Annotated in this window: 19 protein-coding genes and 1 tRNA gene; 10 read left to right on the top strand and 10 right to left on the bottom strand. The window is 66.7% G+C overall.

The features are described from left to right. The first annotated feature begins 115 nt into the window (after positions 1-115). Positions 116-2,134, top strand: a complete 2,019-nt coding sequence (locus WAX14_RS01930) for a neutral/alkaline ceramidase (protein WP_422626406.1) — start codon at positions 116-118, stop codon at positions 2,132-2,134. Between the two features lie 153 nt (positions 2,135-2,287). On the opposite strand, the gene WAX14_RS01925 is transcribed toward WAX14_RS01930, so the two are convergent. Together WAX14_RS01925 and WAX14_RS01920 are read right to left on the bottom strand one after the other, a co-directional pair. Then, a tRNA-Pro gene (locus WAX14_RS01925) sits at positions 2,288-2,361 on the bottom strand. A gap of 54 nt (positions 2,362-2,415) precedes the next feature. Beyond that, on the bottom strand, positions 2,416-3,369 hold the full coding sequence (locus WAX14_RS01920; RefSeq protein WP_422626405.1) for a metallophosphoesterase: 954 nt from the start codon (positions 3,367-3,369) through the stop codon (positions 2,416-2,418). Between the two features lie 66 nt (positions 3,370-3,435). Here WAX14_RS01920 and WAX14_RS01915 point away from each other — a divergent pair, with 66 nt between their 5' ends. After that, the gene (locus tag WAX14_RS01915) at positions 3,436-3,912 is read left to right on the top strand and encodes a GatB/YqeY domain-containing protein (RefSeq protein ID WP_422626404.1); all 477 of its coding nucleotides are present in this window, start codon (positions 3,436-3,438) and stop codon (positions 3,910-3,912) included. Positions 3,913-3,916: 4 nt separating this feature from the next. Here the strand turns inward: WAX14_RS01915 and WAX14_RS01910 are convergent, their stop codons facing one another. Then, entirely contained in the window at positions 3,917-6,358 is a 2,442-nt protein-coding gene (locus tag WAX14_RS01910; protein ID WP_422626414.1) for a transglycosylase domain-containing protein, read from the bottom strand. 293 nt (positions 6,359-6,651) lie between these two features. On the opposite strand from WAX14_RS01910, the gene WAX14_RS01905 reads away from it, so the two are divergent. Next, complete coding sequence (locus WAX14_RS01905) at positions 6,652-6,975, top strand: WhiB family transcriptional regulator (protein ID WP_422626403.1); 324 nt, start codon at positions 6,652-6,654, stop codon at positions 6,973-6,975. A gap of 64 nt (positions 6,976-7,039) precedes the next feature. Here the strand turns inward: WAX14_RS01905 and WAX14_RS01900 are convergent, their stop codons facing one another. Beyond that, positions 7,040-8,194, bottom strand: coding sequence for an ArsA family ATPase (locus WAX14_RS01900; protein ID WP_422626402.1), 1,155 nt, complete (start codon positions 8,192-8,194; stop codon positions 7,040-7,042). Further along, on the bottom strand, positions 8,191-9,204 hold the full coding sequence (locus WAX14_RS01895; RefSeq protein WP_422626401.1) for an ArsA-related P-loop ATPase: 1,014 nt from the start codon (positions 9,202-9,204) through the stop codon (positions 8,191-8,193). Before WAX14_RS01895 ends, WAX14_RS01900 begins: the two co-directional genes overlap by 4 nt. A gap of 77 nt (positions 9,205-9,281) precedes the next feature. On the opposite strand from WAX14_RS01895, the gene WAX14_RS01890 reads away from it, so the two are divergent. From WAX14_RS01890 to WAX14_RS01880, 3 genes are all read left to right on the top strand, one after another. Further along, positions 9,282-9,446 carry a hypothetical protein gene (locus WAX14_RS01890; protein WP_330150203.1) on the top strand — a complete coding sequence of 55 codons (165 nt, stop codon included), beginning with the start codon at positions 9,282-9,284 and terminating at the stop codon, positions 9,444-9,446. Between the two features lie 35 nt (positions 9,447-9,481). After that, positions 9,482-9,946, top strand: a complete 465-nt coding sequence (locus tag WAX14_RS01885; protein WP_422626400.1) for a RidA family protein — start codon at positions 9,482-9,484, stop codon at positions 9,944-9,946. Between the two features lie 63 nt (positions 9,947-10,009). Beyond that, positions 10,010-10,798, top strand: coding sequence for an MBL fold metallo-hydrolase (locus WAX14_RS01880; RefSeq protein WP_422626399.1), 789 nt, complete (start codon positions 10,010-10,012; stop codon positions 10,796-10,798). 89 nt (positions 10,799-10,887) lie between these two features. Here the strand turns inward: WAX14_RS01880 and WAX14_RS01875 are convergent, their stop codons facing one another. Both WAX14_RS01875 and WAX14_RS01870 read right to left on the bottom strand, forming a co-directional pair. Further along, positions 10,888-11,562: a Crp/Fnr family transcriptional regulator gene (locus WAX14_RS01875; protein WP_422626398.1), complete on the bottom strand. Its 675-nt coding sequence runs from the start codon at positions 11,560-11,562 to the stop codon at positions 10,888-10,890. A 191-nt stretch (positions 11,563-11,753) separates the two neighbouring features. Continuing rightward, positions 11,754-12,026, bottom strand: coding sequence for a hypothetical protein (locus WAX14_RS01870; RefSeq protein ID WP_422626397.1), 273 nt, complete (start codon positions 12,024-12,026; stop codon positions 11,754-11,756). Between the two features lie 72 nt (positions 12,027-12,098). Here WAX14_RS01870 and nth point away from each other — a divergent pair, with 72 nt between their 5' ends. From nth to WAX14_RS01850, 4 genes are read left to right on the top strand one after another with little or no spacing between them, the layout of a single operon-like run. Beyond that, positions 12,099-12,893: an endonuclease III gene (gene nth / locus WAX14_RS01865; protein ID WP_422626396.1), complete on the top strand. Its 795-nt coding sequence runs from the start codon at positions 12,099-12,101 to the stop codon at positions 12,891-12,893. A gap of 1 nt (position 12,894) precedes the next feature. After that, the gene (locus tag WAX14_RS01860) at positions 12,895-13,548 is read left to right on the top strand and encodes a TlpA disulfide reductase family protein (protein WP_422626395.1); all 654 of its coding nucleotides are present in this window, start codon (positions 12,895-12,897) and stop codon (positions 13,546-13,548) included. Next, on the top strand, positions 13,545-14,243 hold the full coding sequence (locus WAX14_RS01855) for an NUDIX hydrolase (protein ID WP_422626394.1): 699 nt from the start codon (positions 13,545-13,547) through the stop codon (positions 14,241-14,243). The genes WAX14_RS01860 and WAX14_RS01855 overlap by 4 nt, the downstream gene beginning before the upstream one ends. Continuing rightward, positions 14,240-15,430, top strand: a complete 1,191-nt coding sequence (locus WAX14_RS01850; RefSeq protein ID WP_422626393.1) for a MarP family serine protease — start codon at positions 14,240-14,242, stop codon at positions 15,428-15,430. The genes WAX14_RS01855 and WAX14_RS01850 overlap by 4 nt, the downstream gene beginning before the upstream one ends. Positions 15,431-15,449: 19 nt before the next feature. Here the strand turns inward: WAX14_RS01850 and WAX14_RS01845 are convergent, their stop codons facing one another. Genes WAX14_RS01845 through nhaA form a run of 3 tightly spaced genes read right to left on the bottom strand, consistent with a single transcriptional unit; the run spans position 15,450 to position 18,058 of the window. Continuing rightward, entirely contained in the window at positions 15,450-16,394 is a 945-nt protein-coding gene (locus WAX14_RS01845) for an alpha/beta fold hydrolase (protein ID WP_422626392.1), read from the bottom strand. 9 nt (positions 16,395-16,403) lie between these two features. After that, the gene (locus WAX14_RS01840) at positions 16,404-16,904 is read right to left on the bottom strand and encodes a phage holin family protein (protein WP_422626391.1); all 501 of its coding nucleotides are present in this window, start codon (positions 16,902-16,904) and stop codon (positions 16,404-16,406) included. Next, positions 16,901-18,058: a Na+/H+ antiporter NhaA gene (nhaA, locus tag WAX14_RS01835; RefSeq protein ID WP_422626413.1), complete on the bottom strand. Its 1,158-nt coding sequence runs from the start codon at positions 18,056-18,058 to the stop codon at positions 16,901-16,903. Before nhaA ends, WAX14_RS01840 begins: the two co-directional genes overlap by 4 nt. Between the last annotated feature and the right edge of the window lie 283 nt (positions 18,059-18,341).

Below are 18,341 nucleotides of genomic sequence, written 5' to 3'. Positions count from 1 at the left end.
CGTTGATGCTTTCGCTGAACCGGTACGCCCGGCGCATACGGAGGATGCCGATCCGTGTTCGAATGACCACTCCGACACCGTCGAGCGTGACACCCACGCTCCCCGAAAGGACATCATGGACCTCAGCCGTCGTCTTTTTCTGACCGGAGCCGCCGCCGGTGCAGCTGCTCTCGCCGCCTCCCCGGCGTCGGCGAACCCGGGATCCGGCGAGGCGGGTTACCTGGTCGGAACCGGCATCGCCGATATGACCGGGGCCGTCGCAGGTCAGGGCATGATGGGCTACTCCGATTCCGAGCAAGTCGCCGAGGGATTGCTTCAGCGTTGCTGGGCCCGCGCCTATATCGTCGTCGACCGGGCGACCGATGAGCGAGTCGTCTTCGTGACCGGCGATATCGCCTGTGTCTTCCAGTCGCACCACATCGGTTTGATGACGAAGCTGCGCGAGCGCTTCGGCACGATGTACTCCGAACGCAACGTCAACATCAACGCGACTCACACGCACGCGTCGTGCGGTGGCACTGCCTGGGACTTCGCCTACACGCTGGCCGCATTCGGATTCAAGAAGAATTCCTACGATGCCGAAGTCGAGGGACTGTTCGCTGCCATCGAGCGTGCCCACGACGATCTCGCACCTGGCACGATCGCGATCGGCACCGGCGAACTCCACAATGCCAGCCGCAATCGTTCCCAAGAGGCGTTCGATCGCAACCCCACCGAGGACCGCCAGTACTTCCCCGAGTCGATCGATCCTGGGGTGACTTCCCTCCGACTGAGCCGTGGCGGCACCGACATCGGTGCGATCACCTGGTTCTCCACCCACTGCACGTCGCTGACCGACGCCAACAAACTCATCGCCGGTGACAACAAGGGCTACGCGAGCTATCGCTGGGAACGTGAGCAGCCCGGCATCGTCGCGGCCTTCCCTCAGACCAACGCCGGCGACATGACGCCCAATCTCAACCTGATCAAACTCAACCCGAGTGGCCCGACCGACGATCACAAACACAATTGCGAGATCATCGGAGAACGCCAGTACCGCGCCGGCCGCGCCGCATTCGAGTCCGCCCGGCCGATGACGACGACAGGAGTGGACTCGATCGTCCGGTATATCGACATCTCCGCCGTGCAGATTTCCGGGGACTTCACTCCCGACGGCAAGCCGGCACGCACCTCGCCGGCGATGATGGGTGCTGCGGCAGCCGCGACGAGTACCGAAGACAACACTCGTTCGCAACTCGCCTTCCTGCAGGAAGGTTTGACGAATCCGGTGTTCACGGCGTTCGGCGGGGACAATCAGCCGTCGGTTCCGCCGTGGGTGCGCGACACCCAGGCCCCGAAACTCATCCTGTTTCCGCTCGGGCTCATGCCGCCGACACCGTGGGTGCCCCAGGTGGTGCCACTGCAGATCCTGCGCATCGGTGAACTGGTACTCGTGGCGATTCCGGCGGAGGTGACGATCGTCGCGGGCCTGCGACTGCGCCAGGTGGTTGCCGATGCCCTCAAGGTGCCGTTGGACACGGTTCTGGCCCAGGGCTACTCGAACTCCTACACCCAGTACGTGACGACGCCCGAGGAGTACGACGCCCAGCAATACGAGGGTGGAGAGACCCTGTTCGGACGCTGGACGCTGTCGGCGTACATGCAGGAGTTCTATTCGCTCGCAGCGGCGATGGCGGCCCGCCGACCGGTCGATCGAGGCCCGGCGCCGATGGACAATTCCGGCTTCCAGCCCGACCTGTTGCCCGCACCTCTCCCGGACCGGCCGATCGCCGACCGGAACTACGGTGACGTGGTGTCGGCTCCGAAACCGACCTATACCGCCGGCGAGACGGTGGCGGTCGAGTTCGTCGGAGCACACCCGAACAACAACTTCCGACACGGCGATTCATATCTTCAGGTGCAACGCCGGGACGGCGACCGATGGACGACGATCGCCGACGACAACGATTGGGAGACCACGTTCCGCTGGTCGCGACCGCCGGGAAGTGACGACTCGTCCCTCGTCCGTATCGAGTGGATCCCGTCGCCGGGCACCATCGGCGAATTCCGCATCCACTACGCAGGTGACGCCCGCGCGGCGTCGGGTCAGTTGACCCAGGTCACCGGAACCTCACCGACGTTCACCGTCGCATGAGAAGAACGTCACGCTGCTGCATAGCGCACGGACAGGCGCGCGCTGCCGCCGGCCGCGCGCGCCTGTCGTATGGCGTGGCGACTGTGCGGTAGAGGCACAATGCCGAGGGCCCCTTCCACACTGTGGAAGGGGCCCTCGGCGGTGCTTCACGAGTCGGGGTGGCGGGATTCGAACCCACGACCTCTTCGTCCCGAACGAAGCGCGCTACCAAGCTGCGCCACACCCCGTGATGAACCTCGGCTAGCTTACAGCACCCTTTCTCGGAAGGTTAAATCGCCAGGTCAGCGCGGAGAAATGGACCGTTCGGCCGCGTAGTCGGCGTCGGCGAGAGCCTTGTTGCGCGGGGCCGGAACCAAGGTCAGCAACGTTGCCTCCGGACGGCAGCAGAACCGGGCCGGAGCGAAAGGTGACGTGCCGACACCAGCCGACACGTGCAGGCGCATGTGCGCACCCCACCGTGACGGGCCCTTCACCCGTGACCGATCGATCGCGCAGTTGGTCACGAGCGCGCCGACGACCGGCAGGCACAGTTGGCCGCCGTGGGTGTGCCCGGCGAGGACCAGGTCGTATCCGTCGTCGGCGAAACGGTCGAGGACGCGCGGTTCCGGTGAGTGCGTCAGACCGAGCTTGAGGTCGGCGAGCGGGTTGGGTGGGCCGGCGATCGTGTCGTACCGGTCCCGCTCGAGGTGCGGGTCGTCGACACCGGCCGCGGCGATGCGCACCCCCGCGACCTCGAACTCGCGACGCACGTGCGTCAGGTCGTGCCAACCGCGTTCGCTGAACGCCGCCCTCAGGTCGCCCCACGGCAACGGTGCGCCGTGCACGCGCTCGTGGTTCTTGTCGAAGTACCGGAACGGGTTCTTGAGCACGGGTGCGAAATAGTCGTTGCTGCCGAACACGAACAGGCCGGGACGCGCGAGCAGCCCGCCCATTGCCTGCACGACAGCCGGCACCGACTTTGGATGGGACAGGTTGTCACCGGTGTTGACCACCAGATCGGGATCGAGTCGGTCGAGTTCGCGCAGCCAATTCTGCTTGAGCCGCTGGTTCGGCATCATGTGCAGGTCGCTGAGATGCAGTACGCGCAGCGTCGACGCGCCGGGCTCGAGGACCGGCAGCGTGACCTCGCGCAACGCGAAGGCATTGCGTTCGATGAGCGTTGCGTAGCCGAGTCCGAGTGCGGCCGCACCGGCTGCACCGACGGTCGCGCGGAAGAGAGCGGAATGGTCAGGCACTCGTCCAGCGTACCGCCGGGCCCGGACTCCGCACGGCCGTAACCGTCGCCGCGTAGCGTGCGGAGCATGTCCGAGACCGCACAGTCCCTCAAATCCACTATCCGAACCGACCTCACCGCGGCGATGAAGGACAAGGATCCGCTGCGCACCACGACCCTGCGGATGCTGCTCGCCGCGATTCAGACCGAGGAGGTCGCGGGGAAGGAAGCCCGCGAACTCAGCGACGAGGACATCGTCAAGGTCTTTGCGCGTGAGTCGAAGAAGCGGGGCGAGGCCGCGGAGGTCTACACGGAGAACGGTCGGGGTGAACTCGCCGCCAAGGAGCACGCCGAGGCACGGATCATCGACGAATATCTGCCGACGCCACTGTCGGACGCCGAGCTCGTCGACGTCGTCGACACCGCGATCGGCCGGGTCGCCGACGAACTCGGCACTCGCCCCGGCCCCAAGAACATGGGGCAGGTGATGAAGGTTGCCACCGCGATCGCCGCCGGGAAAGTCGACGGTAAGCGGCTTTCCGCGGCGGTCCGATCGCGACTCTAGTTCGTCAGTTGTCGCCGGTGTCTTCGTCCTCCGACGCCGGCGGCTCCGATTCGGAGGTCGGTGCAGGTGACTCGGATTCCGATTCCGGCGGCGACGGTTGCCGCCCCGGAATCGGTGCGGGTGCGTTCGGCGCGGTCGTATCCGGAACCTGGTTGCCGCCCGGCCGGGCCGGCGTCGCCGTCGTGGTCGGTATCGCGCGGACGGTCCCGTCGCTGATGTAGATCGTGATCGCCGATCCGGGCACCGCCGATCCGGACGGTGCGCTGTTGGTGACGGTGCCTGCGCGGGCGTCGCCCTTGACGGTGAGTTCGGTGACGGTGAATCCGGCGTCCTGCAATCGCGTGACGGCTTGCCGGCTGCTCAAACCGGTGACGTCCGGAACCTGCGCGTTGCCCGCGCCGCGCACATACTTCTGGTCGACCGGGGGCAGTTCGACCGGTCCGAACTTGCCCGCGACGGGCAGCATCGCGCTGAACCAGGTCCGGGCCGGTTCGGTACCGCCGAACAGGTTGCCGCTGTAGCAGGGGCGCACGGGGCCGCTGCAGATCTCACCGGGAGTGGGGGAGTCGCCGTAGGTGTACACGGCGCCCGCGAACTGGTTGGTGAACCCGAGGAACGCCGACGACATGTGCGATTCGGTGGTTCCGGTCTTCGCGGACACCGGCAGGTTCCAGCCGACCGAGCCTGCAGCACCGGAGGCGGTGCCGCCGCCGGACGTGTCCTTGCTCATGGCGTTGGCGAGGGTGTCGGCGAGGCCCGGTTCGACGACCTGCTCGCAGGCCTGTTGCGTGATCGGCACTGGCTTGCCCTCGCGATCGAAGACGCCTTCGATCGGTGACGGCGGGCACCACTTGCCGTGCGAGGCCAGCGTCGCGGCCACGTTCGACAGTTCGAGCGGGTTGATCCATGTGGGGCCGAGCGTGTACGAGCCGAGATGCTGGTCCTTCTGCATGTCGGCCATGCTCTGCTCGCCGAATCCGGACGTGTTCGGCTGCGAGTAGGACCGCAGCCCCAGCCGTACCGACATGTCGACGACCGGGTCGACGCCCGTCGCTTCGATCAATTTGACGAAGGCCGTGTTCGGTGACTGCGCGAGCGCGTCGGTCACCGACAGTTGGGGCGGGTAGGGGCCGGCATTTTCGACGCAGTACGTCAATGCCGGGCAGCCGCGGGCGCCGCCGTCGCCGAGACCCTGCGCGTTGTAGCGGGCGGGTACGTCGAGGACGGCGTTGGTGCCGAGGCCCTTCTCCATCGCGGCGGCGACCGTGAAGATCTTGAAGATCGATCCGGCGCCGTGGCCGGCGAGCGAATAGGGCTGTGGCTGCACCGTTTCGTTCGAGTCTCCGTTGAGGCCGTAGACGCGGCTCGACCCCATCGCGAGGACGCGATGGGCGTCCTGCCCGGGCTGGACGACGTTCATCACGGTGGCGACGTCGTCGACCGTGGGGCTGGTGAAGGCATCGAGGGATGCCTTCACCGATGACTGCACCTCGGGATCGAGTGTGGTGCGGATCAGGTAGCCACCCTTGTCGATCTGCTCACGGGAGAGCCCGGAGTTCTCGAGGTAGCGCAGCGCGTAGTCACAGAAGAACCCGCGGTCGCCCGCGGCGATGCAGCCGCGGGGGAGGGTGTTCGGCTCGGGCAGCACTCCGAGCGGTTCGCTCTTGAGCGCCCGGATCTCGTCGGCCCGTTCCGGGATGTTCTCGATCATCGTGTCGAGTACGACATTGCGGCGGTCGCGGACGCCGCTCTCGTTCGTGTACGGGTTCAGCGCGGAACTGGACTGCACCATGCCGGCGAGCATCGCGGACTGGGCGACATTCAGATCCTTCGCGTCGATCCCGAAGTAGGTTTGCGCCGCGTCCTGGATGCCGAACGATCCGTTCCCGAAGGTCACCAGATTCAGATAGCGGGTGAGGATCTCGTCCTTCGTCAGTTCCTCGTCGAGGGTGAGCGCCATCCGGATCTCACGGATCTTGCGGGCCGGGGTCGTTTCGATGGCCGCGCGGCGCTCGGCGTCGGTCTTGGCGACGACGTGGAGCAGGTAGTTCTTCACGTACTGCTGGTCGATCGTCGATGCGCCCTGCTCGACCTGGCCACTGGTGGTGTTGGTGAGAAACGCGCGGATCGTGCCCTGCCAGTCCACCCCCTTGTGCTCCGGGAACCGCTTGTCCTCGACCGAGACGATCGCAAGTTTCATCTCGTTGGAGATCTGGTCACTGGGCACTTCGAAACGCCGCTGGTCGTACAGCCAGGCGATGGGGTTGCCCGCGGTATCGACCATGGTGGTCACCGCGGGTACGACACCTTCGACGAGTTCGGCGGAACTGTTGTCCACGGTATCCGCGGCCCGGTTCGAGACATAGCCGAAACCGCCTGCCGCGGGGAACAGCATTCCCGCCAGAAGGACGCCGCCGAGGGCCGTGCAACCGGCGAGCTTCGCCACCGTATTTCGGATCGACACGGATACACCCTACGTGCAGGGTGGCCGATCCGATGCGTCGGCAGCGCCGAAACTCCTCCGACGTGCAGGTATGGACGGGCGTACCAGAAAAGTGTTTGTTCGCCTTGCGCGCTGGGGACTCTTTACCTAGATTGAGACATCAGTGTGATGCAGGTAACACCTCAACGGGAACGTGATGCCGACTACCGATGCTACGCAGTAGGCGCTACGCGGTCGGCTCGCGTGAACTTCCGGAACTCCGCAGGGTGGGGTTCGGTGAGCAAAGGGGCAACTGAATGCACATAGCGACTCTGACAACCCGACTCGACGTAGACCAAGCAGAAGCGCGCATCGCCTGGGTGACCCAGGCACGGTGCCGAGAAGTGGATCCCGACCAGCTGTTCGTGCGAGGTGCGGCACAACGCAAGGCCGCAGTCATCTGCAGGCATTGCCCGGTGATGCAGCAGTGCGGTGCAGATGCACTCGACAATCGTGTGGAGTTCGGGGTCTGGGGCGGCATGACCGAACGCCAGCGCCGCGCGCTGCTCAAGCAGCACCCCGAAGTCGAGTCCTGGGCCGACTTCTTCGAAGCGCAACGTCAGCACCAGAACGCCGTCTAGACAGCAAACCCACAGCACAGGCGACCAATCGACGGCCGGCAGGGCCTGGCTCGAGCTTCGCGGCTCAACCTTCGCGGGTCAGCTGGCCGCCGACGGCACGCAACGCCTCGAGGTCGGACACCTCGAACGGCAGCGACGGCACCCCCACCAAGGGAACGCGGGGGTGCGCGGCGGTGAACCTGCCGAGCAGGTGCAGTTCCCGCTTCGCGGTCACCGCCCGGTGGGCGTGGATCCGCAGCAGGGCTTCGGCGGGCTGGTTGTCGTCACGCTTCTGCTCGGCGAGAACGTCGGCCGCTGTCGATGCGTGATCGGCCGACAACGCCGACAGTGTCGGATGGGTCCGGTTGAGGACGAGCCCTGCCAGGGGCATGCCGTCGGTGGTCAGCCGTTCGACGAAGAAGGCCGCTTCCCGCAACGCGTCCGGTTCGGGCGAGGCGACAACGACGAAATGCGTCCCCGGCTGCTGCAGGAGACGGTACGTGCGGTTCGCCCGTTCACGGAACCCCCCGAACATCGAATCGAGGGACTGCACGAACGCGGACGCGTCGGACAACATTTGGCTGCCCACGATCGTCGATACCGCCTTGAGGGCAAGCCCCATCGCTCCGGTCACCAAGCGGCCGAAGCCACGGCCGGGCGCGGTGAACATGCGAATCATCCGGCCGTCGAGAAACGAGCCGAGACGCTGCGGTGCATCCAGAAAGTCGAGGGCATTTCGCGACGGAGGTGTGTCCACCACGATGAGATCCCACGAGTCGCTCGCCGCGAGCTGCCCCAACTTCTCCATCGCCATGTACTCCTGCGTGCCGGAGAACGACGTCGCCACGGTCCGATAGAACGGGTTGTCGAGAATCTGCTGAGCCTTGTCCGGCGCCGAATGCTCGAGCACCATGTCGTCGAAGGTGCGGCGCATGTTCAGCATCATCGCGTGCAACTCGCCGGTCGCGTCAGGCCCGAGCGTCACAGGCTGCGGGTTGTTGTCCAATGCCGCCACACCGAGCGCCTGGGCGAGCCGCCGGGCCGGGTCGATCGTCAGCACAACGACCTTGCGTCCGCGCTGGGCCGCGCGCAGCGCGAGCGCTGCCGCGGTCGTCGTCTTGCCGACACCTCCGGAGCCGCAGCACACGATGACGCGGGCGTCCGGGTCGGTGAGGATCCGCCCGAAATCCAGGACGCGTGCATCGCGCCCGTGCGTTCCGGTCAGCTGTGTTTCGCTCATCGGACGCCCTGTTCGCCGAGGATCTCAGCAAGCTCGTAGAGCCCGCCGAGATCGACACCGTCGGCCAGCGCAGGGAGAGTCATCCGTGCCACCTTCACATCGTCGAGTTGGGTGGCGCTGTCCTGCTGCGCCTTCAGCGTCGAAGCATGCTCGATGGTCTCGGTGAGCATGCCGGCGAAGTCGGAATCGGGCACGGTCAGCCCGACTCGGCCGAATGCGGCGCGCACCGAATCACTGTCGATGAGCCCGTCGGCGATGTCGTCGACGAGATCGGCCGGCAGATATTCGGGCACCGTACGGTTGACGATCACAGCGCCGAGCCGTAGGTCCGATGCCTCGAGTTCCTCTACGGCATCGGCAGTTTCCTGCACAGGTAACGCTTCGAGCAACGTCACCAGGTGTACGACGGTGTCGTCCGAGTGCAGCAACCGCACCACGCCTTCGCTCTGCGAACGGATGGGGCCGGACTTCGCGAGATCCGCCATGGCCTTTGTCACGTCGAGAAAGCTGCCGATCCGGCCGGTCGGCGGGGAATCCACGACCACCGCGTCGTACACCCGCATGCCGCGAGCGTCCGAGCGCACCACACATTCCTTGATCTTGCCGGTGAGAATGACGTCCCGAAGTCCCGGCGCGAGGGTCGTCGCGAATTCGACCGCACCGATGCGACGCATGGCCCGGCCCGCGAAACCGAGGTTGTAGAACATGTCGAGATATTCGAGGAATGCCGCTTCGATGTCGACAGCCAACGCCATCACGACGCCGCCGCCGTCCGCGGTCGCGACCTTCGTTTCGACCGGCGGCAACGGGGGAACATCGAACAGTTGCGCGATGCCCTGCCTGCCTTCCACCTCCACGAGCAGAACCTTGCGGCCCTCGGCCGCGAGTACGAGTGCCAGGGCGGCCGCGACCGTCGACTTCCCGGTGCCACCCTTGCCGGACACGAAGTGCAACCGCGCTTCCGCGGCTTTCGCCGGCCAGACGCCGGACTGTGCTGTCGGTGTTGCCACAAGGGTGAGCCTATAAGTGACAACCCGACGGGTGCGCCCGATAGTGTCAGACAGCCACTCGACAGAGGAGAAACAACATGAGCGAATCGACCACCTGGGAGTACGCGACCGTTCCGTTGCTCACGCACGCGACCAAGCAGATCCTCGATACCTGGGGCTCCGACGGCTGGGAGCTGGTTACGGTGCTGCAGGGCCCGACCGGTGAGCAGCACGTCGCGTACCTGAAGCGGCCGAAGGGCTGACCGCGGTGACAGAACAATCGGTGACAGAACAATCGGTGACAGAGCAAACCTGGACGTCCCGGCTCGTCGAACTCGGCATCGAACTGCCTGCGGTCGCCGCGCCGGTCGCCGCGTATGTGCCTGCGGTGCGCACCGGCAACCATGTCTATACGTCGGGGCAGCTTCCGTTCGTCGACGGCAAGCTCGAGCTGACCGGCAAGGTCGGGGACGTGGTCGCCGCCGAGGACGCGAAGGCCGCTGCCCGCGTTGCCGCGCTCAACGCGCTTGCCGCGGTCGACGCGCTCGTCGGACTCGACAATGTGGTGCGCATCGTGAAGGTCGTCGGATTCGTCGCGTCTGCCGACGGCTTCACCGGGCAGCCCGGTGTGATCAACGGCGCCTCCGAATTCCTCGGCGAGGTTTTCGGGGATGCCGGGGTGCACGCCCGCTCGGCGGTCGGGGTCGCGGAACTGCCGCTGGCCGCGCCCGTCGAGGTCGAACTCATCGCCGAGGTGCGCTGAGCGCGAGCGCCGTACGTAGATAGAGTGGGGTGAACCACACCGTCGTTACGAAAGAGATCGAGCATGACGTTGGTTCACCCCGCCTACGCACAGATGCGTCAGGTCACTCCGAGTGTGGCGGTGGTGCTCGCCGAGAATCCGTCGGTGATGTCCCTCGAGGGCACCAACACGTGGATTCTGCGGGCACCGGGCCACGACGAATGCGTGGTGGTGGATCCCGGTCCGCTCGACGAAGCCCACCTTGCCCGCATCGCGCAGGTTCCCGTCGCGTTGACCCTGATCAGCCACCGGCACTACGACCACACCGAAGGGGCGCAGCGGTTCGCGGAGCTGACCGGAAACCCGGTCCGCGCCGTCTCACCGACACACCGGCACGGTGGCGGACGCGGCCTGGAGGACGGCGAGATCGTCGAGGCGGCCGGACTTCGGATCCGTGTGGTCGCGACTCCCGGTCACACGGCGGACTCGCTGTCGTTCGTGCTCGACGACGACCGCAGCGTCCTCACCGCCGACACCATCCTCGGCCGTGGCACGACGGTCCTCGACGACACGGACGGTGACCTCGGCGACTACCTCGGTTCGTTGCGGCGCCTGCTCGACCTGAGTGCCGGGTACACGATGCTGCCCGGTCACGGCCCGGAACATCCGGATCTCGCGCCCATCGCCCGTGCCTACCTCGCACACCGTGAGGAACGACTCGAACAGGTCCGTTCGGCGCTGCAGGTTCTCGGCGACGATGCCACTGCGCGCAGCGTCGTCGAACGTGTCTACGCCGACGTCGATCGATCGTTGTGGGGCGCCGCCGAGAAATCAGTCAACGTGCAACTCGACTACCTGCGCAGCTTGACCTGAACAGGTCCGGAAAACATCCTCCGGTACAACGAAAGCTCCGGTACGACGAAAGCCGGGCCGTCGTCGACGGCCCGGCTTTCGTGACAGGTTCAGCGGGCGCGGCGCGCGAGACGCTCCGAATCCGAGATCAGCGCGGACTTGCCTTCGAGACGCAGCCAGCCGCGGTGTGCGAAATCGGCGAGCGCCTTGTTCACGGTCTCGCGGGACGCGCCGACGAGCTGCGCGATCTCTTCCTGCGTGAGGTCGTGGGTGACCCGCAGAGCGCCGGCCTCCTGGGTGCCGAACCGCTGCGCGAGCTGCAGCAGCGCCTTCGCGACACGGCCGGGAACGTCTGTGAAGATCAGGTCGGCGAGGTTGTTGTTGGTGCGGCGCAGCCGGCGGGCGAGGACGCGCAACAGTTGCTCGGCGATCTCCGGACGCTGATCGATCCACGCCTTGAGCGCCTCGCGATCCATGCTCACGGCCCGCACCTCGGTCACCGTGGTCGCGGTGGAGGTACGCGGACCCGGGTCGAAGATCGACAGCTCGCCGAACATGTCCGACGGGCCCATGATCGTGAGCAGGTTCTCGCGACCGTCCGGTGAGCGCCTGCCGAGCTTGATCTTCCCGGAGACGATGATGTACAGGCGGTCGCCGGGTTCACCTTCGTTGAAGATGACATGTCCGCGGGGGAAGTCGACAGGCTGAAGTTCCTTGATCAGCGCTGCCACCGCGGACGGCTCGACTCCTTGGAAGATGCCTGCTCTGGCCAGGACGTCGTCCACGTGCACTCCTTTTGGGAAATCTCATCGTCGTGTGCGGTTCTGCACGTCTACGGGTTTCCCGGGCAGGTCACCTGCGAGGCGTACGGGTTCAAAGTCTACTGTGCGTACAGCGCGCACGAGTGACTGACACCACGAACCGGCTGTCGTGGCCTGGTTCGTGCGATCCTGGACGCTACTGCCCGGTCACCGTGTCAGCTCGCCTGCCGGGTGTCCTCGTCGAGCGAGGTGCCCTCTGTCACCTGGACGGTTTCGCCGTTTCGTCGCCGGCGATGCAGACGAGCGAGAGCATGAGGGAAACCCTCCCTGGCCAGCGTTGCGACGTCGTCCTGGCCGGCTTGGCTGAGGAAGTCCTCGACCTCCTGTTCGCGAACCGACAGGCGACTCAAACGCGACTCGACCCGCTCCATTGCCAGTGCGAACAACATCAGCAGCACCGGGAAGAGCACGACGGCAAGAGCTTGCATATCGGGAAGTAAACACGGGAAAGGTCTCAGAAGCGACACGGTCCCGGAGTCGTATCCGGACGTTTACGTACAGTGGTCCAGGTGCATGCGACCCCGTCCGACAGCCCAGCGACGAGGCGTTCCCGCGCGCCCCGAGGCGCTCGGGTACCGGAATCGCGGCTCGCGCTGGTGCGCCGGGCCAGGCGCATGAATCGACAGCTCGCCGTGGCGTTCCCACACGTCTACTGCGAATTGGATTTCACCACCCCGCTCGAGTTGGCGGTGGCGACGATCCTGTCCGCGCAATGCACGGATGTGCGTGTCAACCAGGTCACTCCCGCGCTGTTCGCTCGTTTCCCGGACGCCCGCGCGTACGCGGAGGCCGACCGCACCGAACTCGAGGAGTACATCCGGTCGACCGGGTTCTACCGCAACAAGACGAACTCGCTGATCGGGCTGGGTCAGGCTCTGCTCGAACGATTCGACGGTGAGATCCCCGGAAAAATGAAAGACCTGGTGACCCTGCCCGGGATCGGACGCAAGACCGCCAACGTGATCCTCGGCAACGCGTTCGACGTGCCCGGCATCACCGTGGATACACACTTCGGCCGCCTCGTGAACCGCTGGAAGTGGACCGAGGAAACCGACCCGGTCAAGGTCGAACACGCTGTCGGTGCCCTCATCGAACGCAAGGAGTGGACGTTGCTGTCGCACCGGGTGATCTTCCACGGGCGACGGGTATGCCACGCCCGCAAGCCCGCCTGCGGCGTCTGCGTGCTCGCGAAGGACTGCCCGTCCTACGGCATCGGCCCCACCGACCCGGTGACCGCTGCGGCCCTGGTGAAAGGCCCGGAAACGGAGCATCTGCTCGAACTGGCCGGGCGGTGACGTGAGAGCGTCCAGCGCGGGGCGATGGAGCCTCGCAGTCCTCGTCGTCGTCGTCGCCCTCATCGTCGCGATCTGGCCGCGCGACGCCGACACCACAGATCCCGGCGAGCGTCCCGGAACCGCCGCACCCACGGACCGGCAGGAACAGGACGACGCGCAGACATTGGCACCGCTGCGTGCCGCCGCGAACCTGCAGCCGTGCCCGGCGCCGACCGGCACCGAACCGGCCGGCCCGCTCGCGGGAATGACATTCGAATGCGTGGGTGACGGCAGTTCCGTCGATTTGGCCGCAGCCCTGGCCGGCCGGCCCGCGATCGTCAATCTGTGGGCGTGGTGGTGCGGGCCGTGCGCCGAGGAATTGCCCGTGTTGCAGGAATACGCGCGCCGCGCCGGCGACCGAATCACGCTCGTCACCGTTCACACCGATCCCCGCGAATCGAACGCGTTGTCCAGGCTCGCCGAATACGGGGTGCACACCCCCGGTGTGCAGGACGGATCGGCGCGCGTACAGGCTGCGGTGGGGGCGCCCCCGGTACTGCCGGTGACGGTTCTCGTCCGGCCCGACGGGTCGGTCGCGAAGATCCTTCCGCAACCGTTTCGCAGTGTCGACGAGATCGCTGCCGCCGTCCAGACGCACCTGGGAGTGATTGCATGACGCCGTACTGGCTCCGGCGTGTGGCGACGCTCGAACCGGGCGACCCGCACGACCTCAATCCGATCCTGGATCGGCGACCCCCGCGTGGCAGCAGCGTGCGCCTCGCCGCGGTCCTCGTCCTTTTCGGCGGCTCCGCTGACCCGGACCCGCTCGCGCGCGGCGGGTTGCCCGCCGACGCAGACGTGCTTCTCACCCAGCGCGCACCGACCCTGCGGCAGCACAGCGGTCAGGTCGCCTTCCCCGGCGGTGCCGCCGACCCGGAAGACGACGGGCCGATCCGCACCGCTCTCCGCGAGGCACAGGAGGAGACCGGGCTCGTACCGGCCGGGGTGCGACCGCTGTCCGTACTGCCGGAAATTTTCATTCCGCCGTCGGGGTTCGACGTCACACCGGTGGTCGCGTACTGGGAGCGCCCGAGCCCGATCGGCGTCGTCGATCCGGGTGAGGCGGCGCGGGTCGTGCGGGTCCCGCTGCGGGACCTCCTCGATCCGGACAACCGCTTCCAGGTCCGGCACTCACGTGGCTACCAAGGGCCGGCATTCCAGGTCGACGGCATGCTGGTGTGGGGTTTCACCGCCGGGGTGCTCGCCGGACTGTTCGCGGTCTCGGGCTGGGAAATCGAGTGGGATCACCGGGACGTGCGCGACTTCGATATCGCGCTCGCCGAATTGGAGACAGGAGTAGTCGAACCGTGACCGGATCGGGGTGGATCGACCTGATCATCGTGCTGGTGGTCGTGGTCGCGGTGTCGTCGGGACTGCGTCAGGGGGCGGTCGCGTCGGCACTGGCGTTTTTCGGGGTGATTCTCGGCGCGGTCGCCGGCATTCTCATCGCTCCGCACGTGCTGGTGCACGTCGACGAAGGCAACACGCGACTGCTCGCCGGGGTTGCTCTCATCGTGGTGCTGGTGATCATCGGCGAGGTTGCGGGAATGGTGCTGGGCCGGGCCGCCCGCAGCGGCATGCACAGTCCGATTGCCCGCGGTGTCGACAGCGTGGTCGGGGCGGCGCTGCAGGCCGGTGCGGTGCTCGTCGCTGCGTGGCTGCTGGCGATCCCGCTGACCGCATCCACCCAGACGCAACTGTCCGCGGCGGTTCGCGGTTCCCACGTGCTCGGAACGGTCGACGATGTCGCGCCGGACTGGATGCGCAGCATTCCACGCGAGTTCTCGGCGCTGCTGGACACCTCGGGTCTGCCGGAGGTGATCGGACCGTTCGGTCGTACCCCGATCACCGAAGTCGAGCCGCCCGACCCGGCGTTGCTCGGCGGTTCGATCCCGCTGGCCCTGCACCCGAGCGTGTTGCGAATCAACGGCATCGCGCCGAGCTGCCAGAAGGCACTCGAAGGTTCCGGGTTCGTGGTCGCTCCCGAGCGTGTCATGACCAACGCGCACGTCGTCGCGGGAACAACGGCAGTGACGGTCGAGACCGCCGAAGGGCCGCTCGAAGCACACGTCGTGCTGTTCGATCCCGCCGTCGACGTCGCGATCCTCGCAGTGCCCGGCCTGACCGCGGACCCGCTCGTTTTCGCGGACGGCACCGCCGAGTCCGGAACCAGCGCGATCGTCCTCGGGTATCCCGGTGGCGGGCCCTACACGGCGAGCGCGGCTCGGGTGCGAGAGTCGCTGCAGCTGCAGGGCCCCGACATCTACCGCGCCGGAACGGTCGAGCGGGAGGTGTACACGGTCCGCGGTGCGATCCGGCAGGGCAACTCAGGCGGGCCGCTCGTCGACGAGCAGGGGCGGGTACTCGGTGTGGTGTTCGGTGCCGCCGTCGACGATGTGGACACCGGCTTCGCGCTCACCGCGGACGAAGTGAGCCGTCAACTCGCGCTGGCAGGATCGTCGGTTGCCGCGGTCGAGACCGGTGCCTGCATCGTCTGACCGTCTGACCGTCTGACCGTCAGAGTGAGGCAGCGAAGTCGAGCAGCATGCCGGTGACCGTTTCGGGCTGCTCCTGATGCGGGTAGTGACCGGCATCGTCGACGAACTTCAGGATGCGGCCGGGTGCGAACTGCGAACAGCGGCGCACCGTGGATGCGACTACGTACGGGTCCTGCGCGCCGTGCACCTGCAGGATCGGCAGTGTCAACGGCACGTCGACGGCCTTGATGAAGCGGCGCCCGTCCGGACGCCACTGACTGCGGAACGCCCAGCGTTGGTATTCCAGTGCCGAGTGGGCGACACCGGGGATGCGAACCGCCGAACGTAGCTTCTGCGCGACCTCGGCGAACTCGGGGGAGGACCGCCAGGCAGGCCCGGATCGGGCGCGCAGGAGTCGTTCGGCTTCGGCGCCGTCGTCGCGGACGAGCAGCCGCTCGGGTCGCCACGGGACCTGGTAGGCGAGGAAGGTCGGCAGCAACGCCTTCCGCTGCGCCCGATCGAGCAGCGTGGCGTCACGCAGCGAGATCGGATGTGGTGAGTCGACGACCACGATCGCGCGGACCGATCCGGGGTGCAGGATCGCGGTGGCCCAGCACACCAGGCCGCCGTCGGCATGCCCGACGAGGACCGCATCGGTGTATCCGAGTGCGCGGACGAGTCCGGCGATGTCGGCGGACAACGTCCAGCCGTCGTAACCGCGGGGCGGTTTGTCGGTGTCGCCGTAACCCCGAAGGTCCACCGCGACGGCCCGGAACCCGGCCTCGGCGAACGCGGTCAACTGATGTCGCCACGTCCACCACAGGTCGGCGAAGCCGTGCAGGAACACGACAAGCGGGGCGTCGGGATCGGCGGGACCGGCCTCGACGGCATGCAGGCGGATCCCGTTCGCATGAATGTCACGGTGCGTCCACGGTCCGGGATACCGGACCGTGGACGGATCGGGAAGAGACACGGTGTCGAGCATGACCGCAGATCAGCGCGCGTGCCGAGGAGCGGCGGCGGTGATGTGCTCGTCGTGCAGCGGAAGGACGTCCTTGGCTTGCTTGAGCGAGTCGATCGTCTTGTTCGGCGCGCGGATCTTGCGGACCCGCAGATAGCCGATCAAGGCGAAGAGCGCCGTCACCGCCACCATGATCAGGAAGACGATCAGGAAGGCCAACCATCGGGCAACCCATACGTCGAGTAGTTCCGCGAGGAAGAAGAAGAAGAAGAACGAACTGAAGATCAGCACTGCGAGCGCGAGGATGAAGAACAGGCTGCCCTGCAAGCCCTTCTTGACCTCGCCGGTGACCTCGGCCTTCGCGAGCTCGACCTCGGCGCGGAACAGGGTCGATACCTGCGCAGTGGCGTCGCGAACAAGGTCGCCGATGCTCGCGTCCTTCGGGGTCGGAGCCTGCACTTCGGTCAGCGGGATGGACGAGATGCTGGTCGGTGCGCCGTCGCCTGGCTTCCGGTTTCCGTTCGTGACGCTCACTTGTCGGCCCCTCCACTGTTCTCGTCCGGTCGGCGATGGACTCGCCCACGCCGTAACAGTAGCGCCGAACCCAGCAGCGATGCGATCGCCGACGTGACGAGAACCGCGGCTTTCGCGATGTCCGTCTGATCCCCGTCCCCGAGTGCGAGGTCGGCGATGAGCAGACTCACCGTGAATCCGATCGCGCCGAGGACGGCCAATGCGAGCAGGTCGCCCCAGTGCAGGCCGGTCGGCCGCACCGCAATACCAAGCCGGATCGCGACCCACGATGTCCCGAAGATGCCGACGATCTTGCCGACGAGCAGACCGAGCACGATCGACAGGCCCACCGGTGTCGTGAACACCGCCTCCAGTGCTTCCCTGCCGAGTGGAACCCCCGATGCGAACAGTGCGAACAGCGGCACGCACAGCCCCGCCGACCACGGTTGGATGCGGTGCGAGAGTCGCTCGGCGGGGGCCGCGGCCTCCCCCGGATCGGCGTGTACCCGGGTGAGCAACCCGAGAAGGACCCCGGCGATCGTTGCGTGGATGCCGGACTGGTGCACAGCGAACCAGGTCAGCAATGCCAGCGGCACGTACAGCATGGGCGTGGTAATCCGACGGTGCTGGGCGAACCAGTAGAGGGCAGCGCAGGCCGCGGTCGCGAGCAACCACAGCAGCGAGATCGTCGACGTGAACAGAATCGCGATCAGCGCGATCCCGATCAGGTCGTCGACGACGGCGAGACTGAGCAGGAACACCCGGGCGCTGGTGGGGATCCGGGAGCCGGTGAGCGCGAGAACTCCCAGCGCGAACGCGATGTCGGTTGCCACCGGGATTGCCCATGCCTGTTCGAGCCCCGGTGTTCCCCATCCGACGGTCGCGGCGATAGCGGCAGGGAGGACGACCCCGCCCATCGCGGCGAGGACCGGCAACAACGCCTTCCTCCGGTCCGCGAGTTCGCCGACGACGAGTTCGCGTTTGAGTTCGAGGCCGGCGATGAAGAAGAAGACGGCGAGCAGGCCGTCCTGCGCCCAGGCACCGACGGTGAGGTTCAGGTGGAGGGCGGCAGGGCCGACGGTGAAGTCACGCACTGCGACGTAGGCCGGTGAGAGCGGTGAGTTCGCCCAGAGGACCGCGATCGCGGCGGCGGCCAGAAGGATCGAACCGCCGATGGTTTCGGTCCGGAGGTACCGGGTGAGTTCGGTACTCCAGGCCGTGGAACCTGGGGGCCTGGAACCTGGGGGCGTGGAACCTGACGTCTCAGACACGGGGGTCCTTAGGGTTATCGGGACAGGGCTGTGGAACAGCCGACCAGACTTCCCGGCACACCGACGCTGATCCTAGCCGTGTGCAGAGTCACTCCACAATATTGAATGAGCGCCGCCGAGGACATGGGGTATTCCCTGTCAACGGCGATCGGACGCAGGTGCACGGGACTACGCGCAGTCGGGGGGG

This window comes from Rhodococcus sp. (in: high G+C Gram-positive bacteria) (assembly GCF_049299235.1).
In the GTDB taxonomy this organism is placed as follows: domain Bacteria; phylum Actinomycetota; class Actinomycetes; order Mycobacteriales; family Mycobacteriaceae; genus Rhodococcus.
Note: the sequence above shows the minus strand (reverse complement) of the source record. Positions and strands in the feature narration are given on the sequence as shown.

Excerpts from the sequence above, each read along its gene's own strand:
- WAX14_RS01880 (WP_422626399.1), top strand. The coding sequence starts at position 10,010 with ATGACGTTGGTTCACCCCGCCTACGCACAGATGCGTCAGGTCACTCCG.
- WAX14_RS01845 (WP_422626392.1), bottom strand. The coding sequence starts at position 16,394 with ATGCTCGACACCGTGTCTCTTCCCGATCCGTCCACGGTCCGGTATCCC.
- WAX14_RS01890 (WP_330150203.1), top strand. The coding sequence starts at position 9,282 with ATGAGCGAATCGACCACCTGGGAGTACGCGACCGTTCCGTTGCTCACG.
- WAX14_RS01900 (WP_422626402.1), bottom strand. The coding sequence starts at position 8,194 with ATGAGCGAAACACAGCTGACCGGAACGCACGGGCGCGATGCACGCGTC.
- WAX14_RS01915 (WP_422626404.1), top strand. The coding sequence starts at position 3,436 with ATGTCCGAGACCGCACAGTCCCTCAAATCCACTATCCGAACCGACCTC.
- WAX14_RS01855 (WP_422626394.1), top strand. The coding sequence starts at position 13,545 with ATGACGCCGTACTGGCTCCGGCGTGTGGCGACGCTCGAACCGGGCGAC.
- WAX14_RS01905 (WP_422626403.1), top strand. The coding sequence starts at position 6,652 with ATGCACATAGCGACTCTGACAACCCGACTCGACGTAGACCAAGCAGAA.
- WAX14_RS01930 (WP_422626406.1), top strand. The coding sequence starts at position 116 with ATGGACCTCAGCCGTCGTCTTTTTCTGACCGGAGCCGCCGCCGGTGCA.
- WAX14_RS01870 (WP_422626397.1), bottom strand. The coding sequence starts at position 12,026 with ATGCAAGCTCTTGCCGTCGTGCTCTTCCCGGTGCTGCTGATGTTGTTC.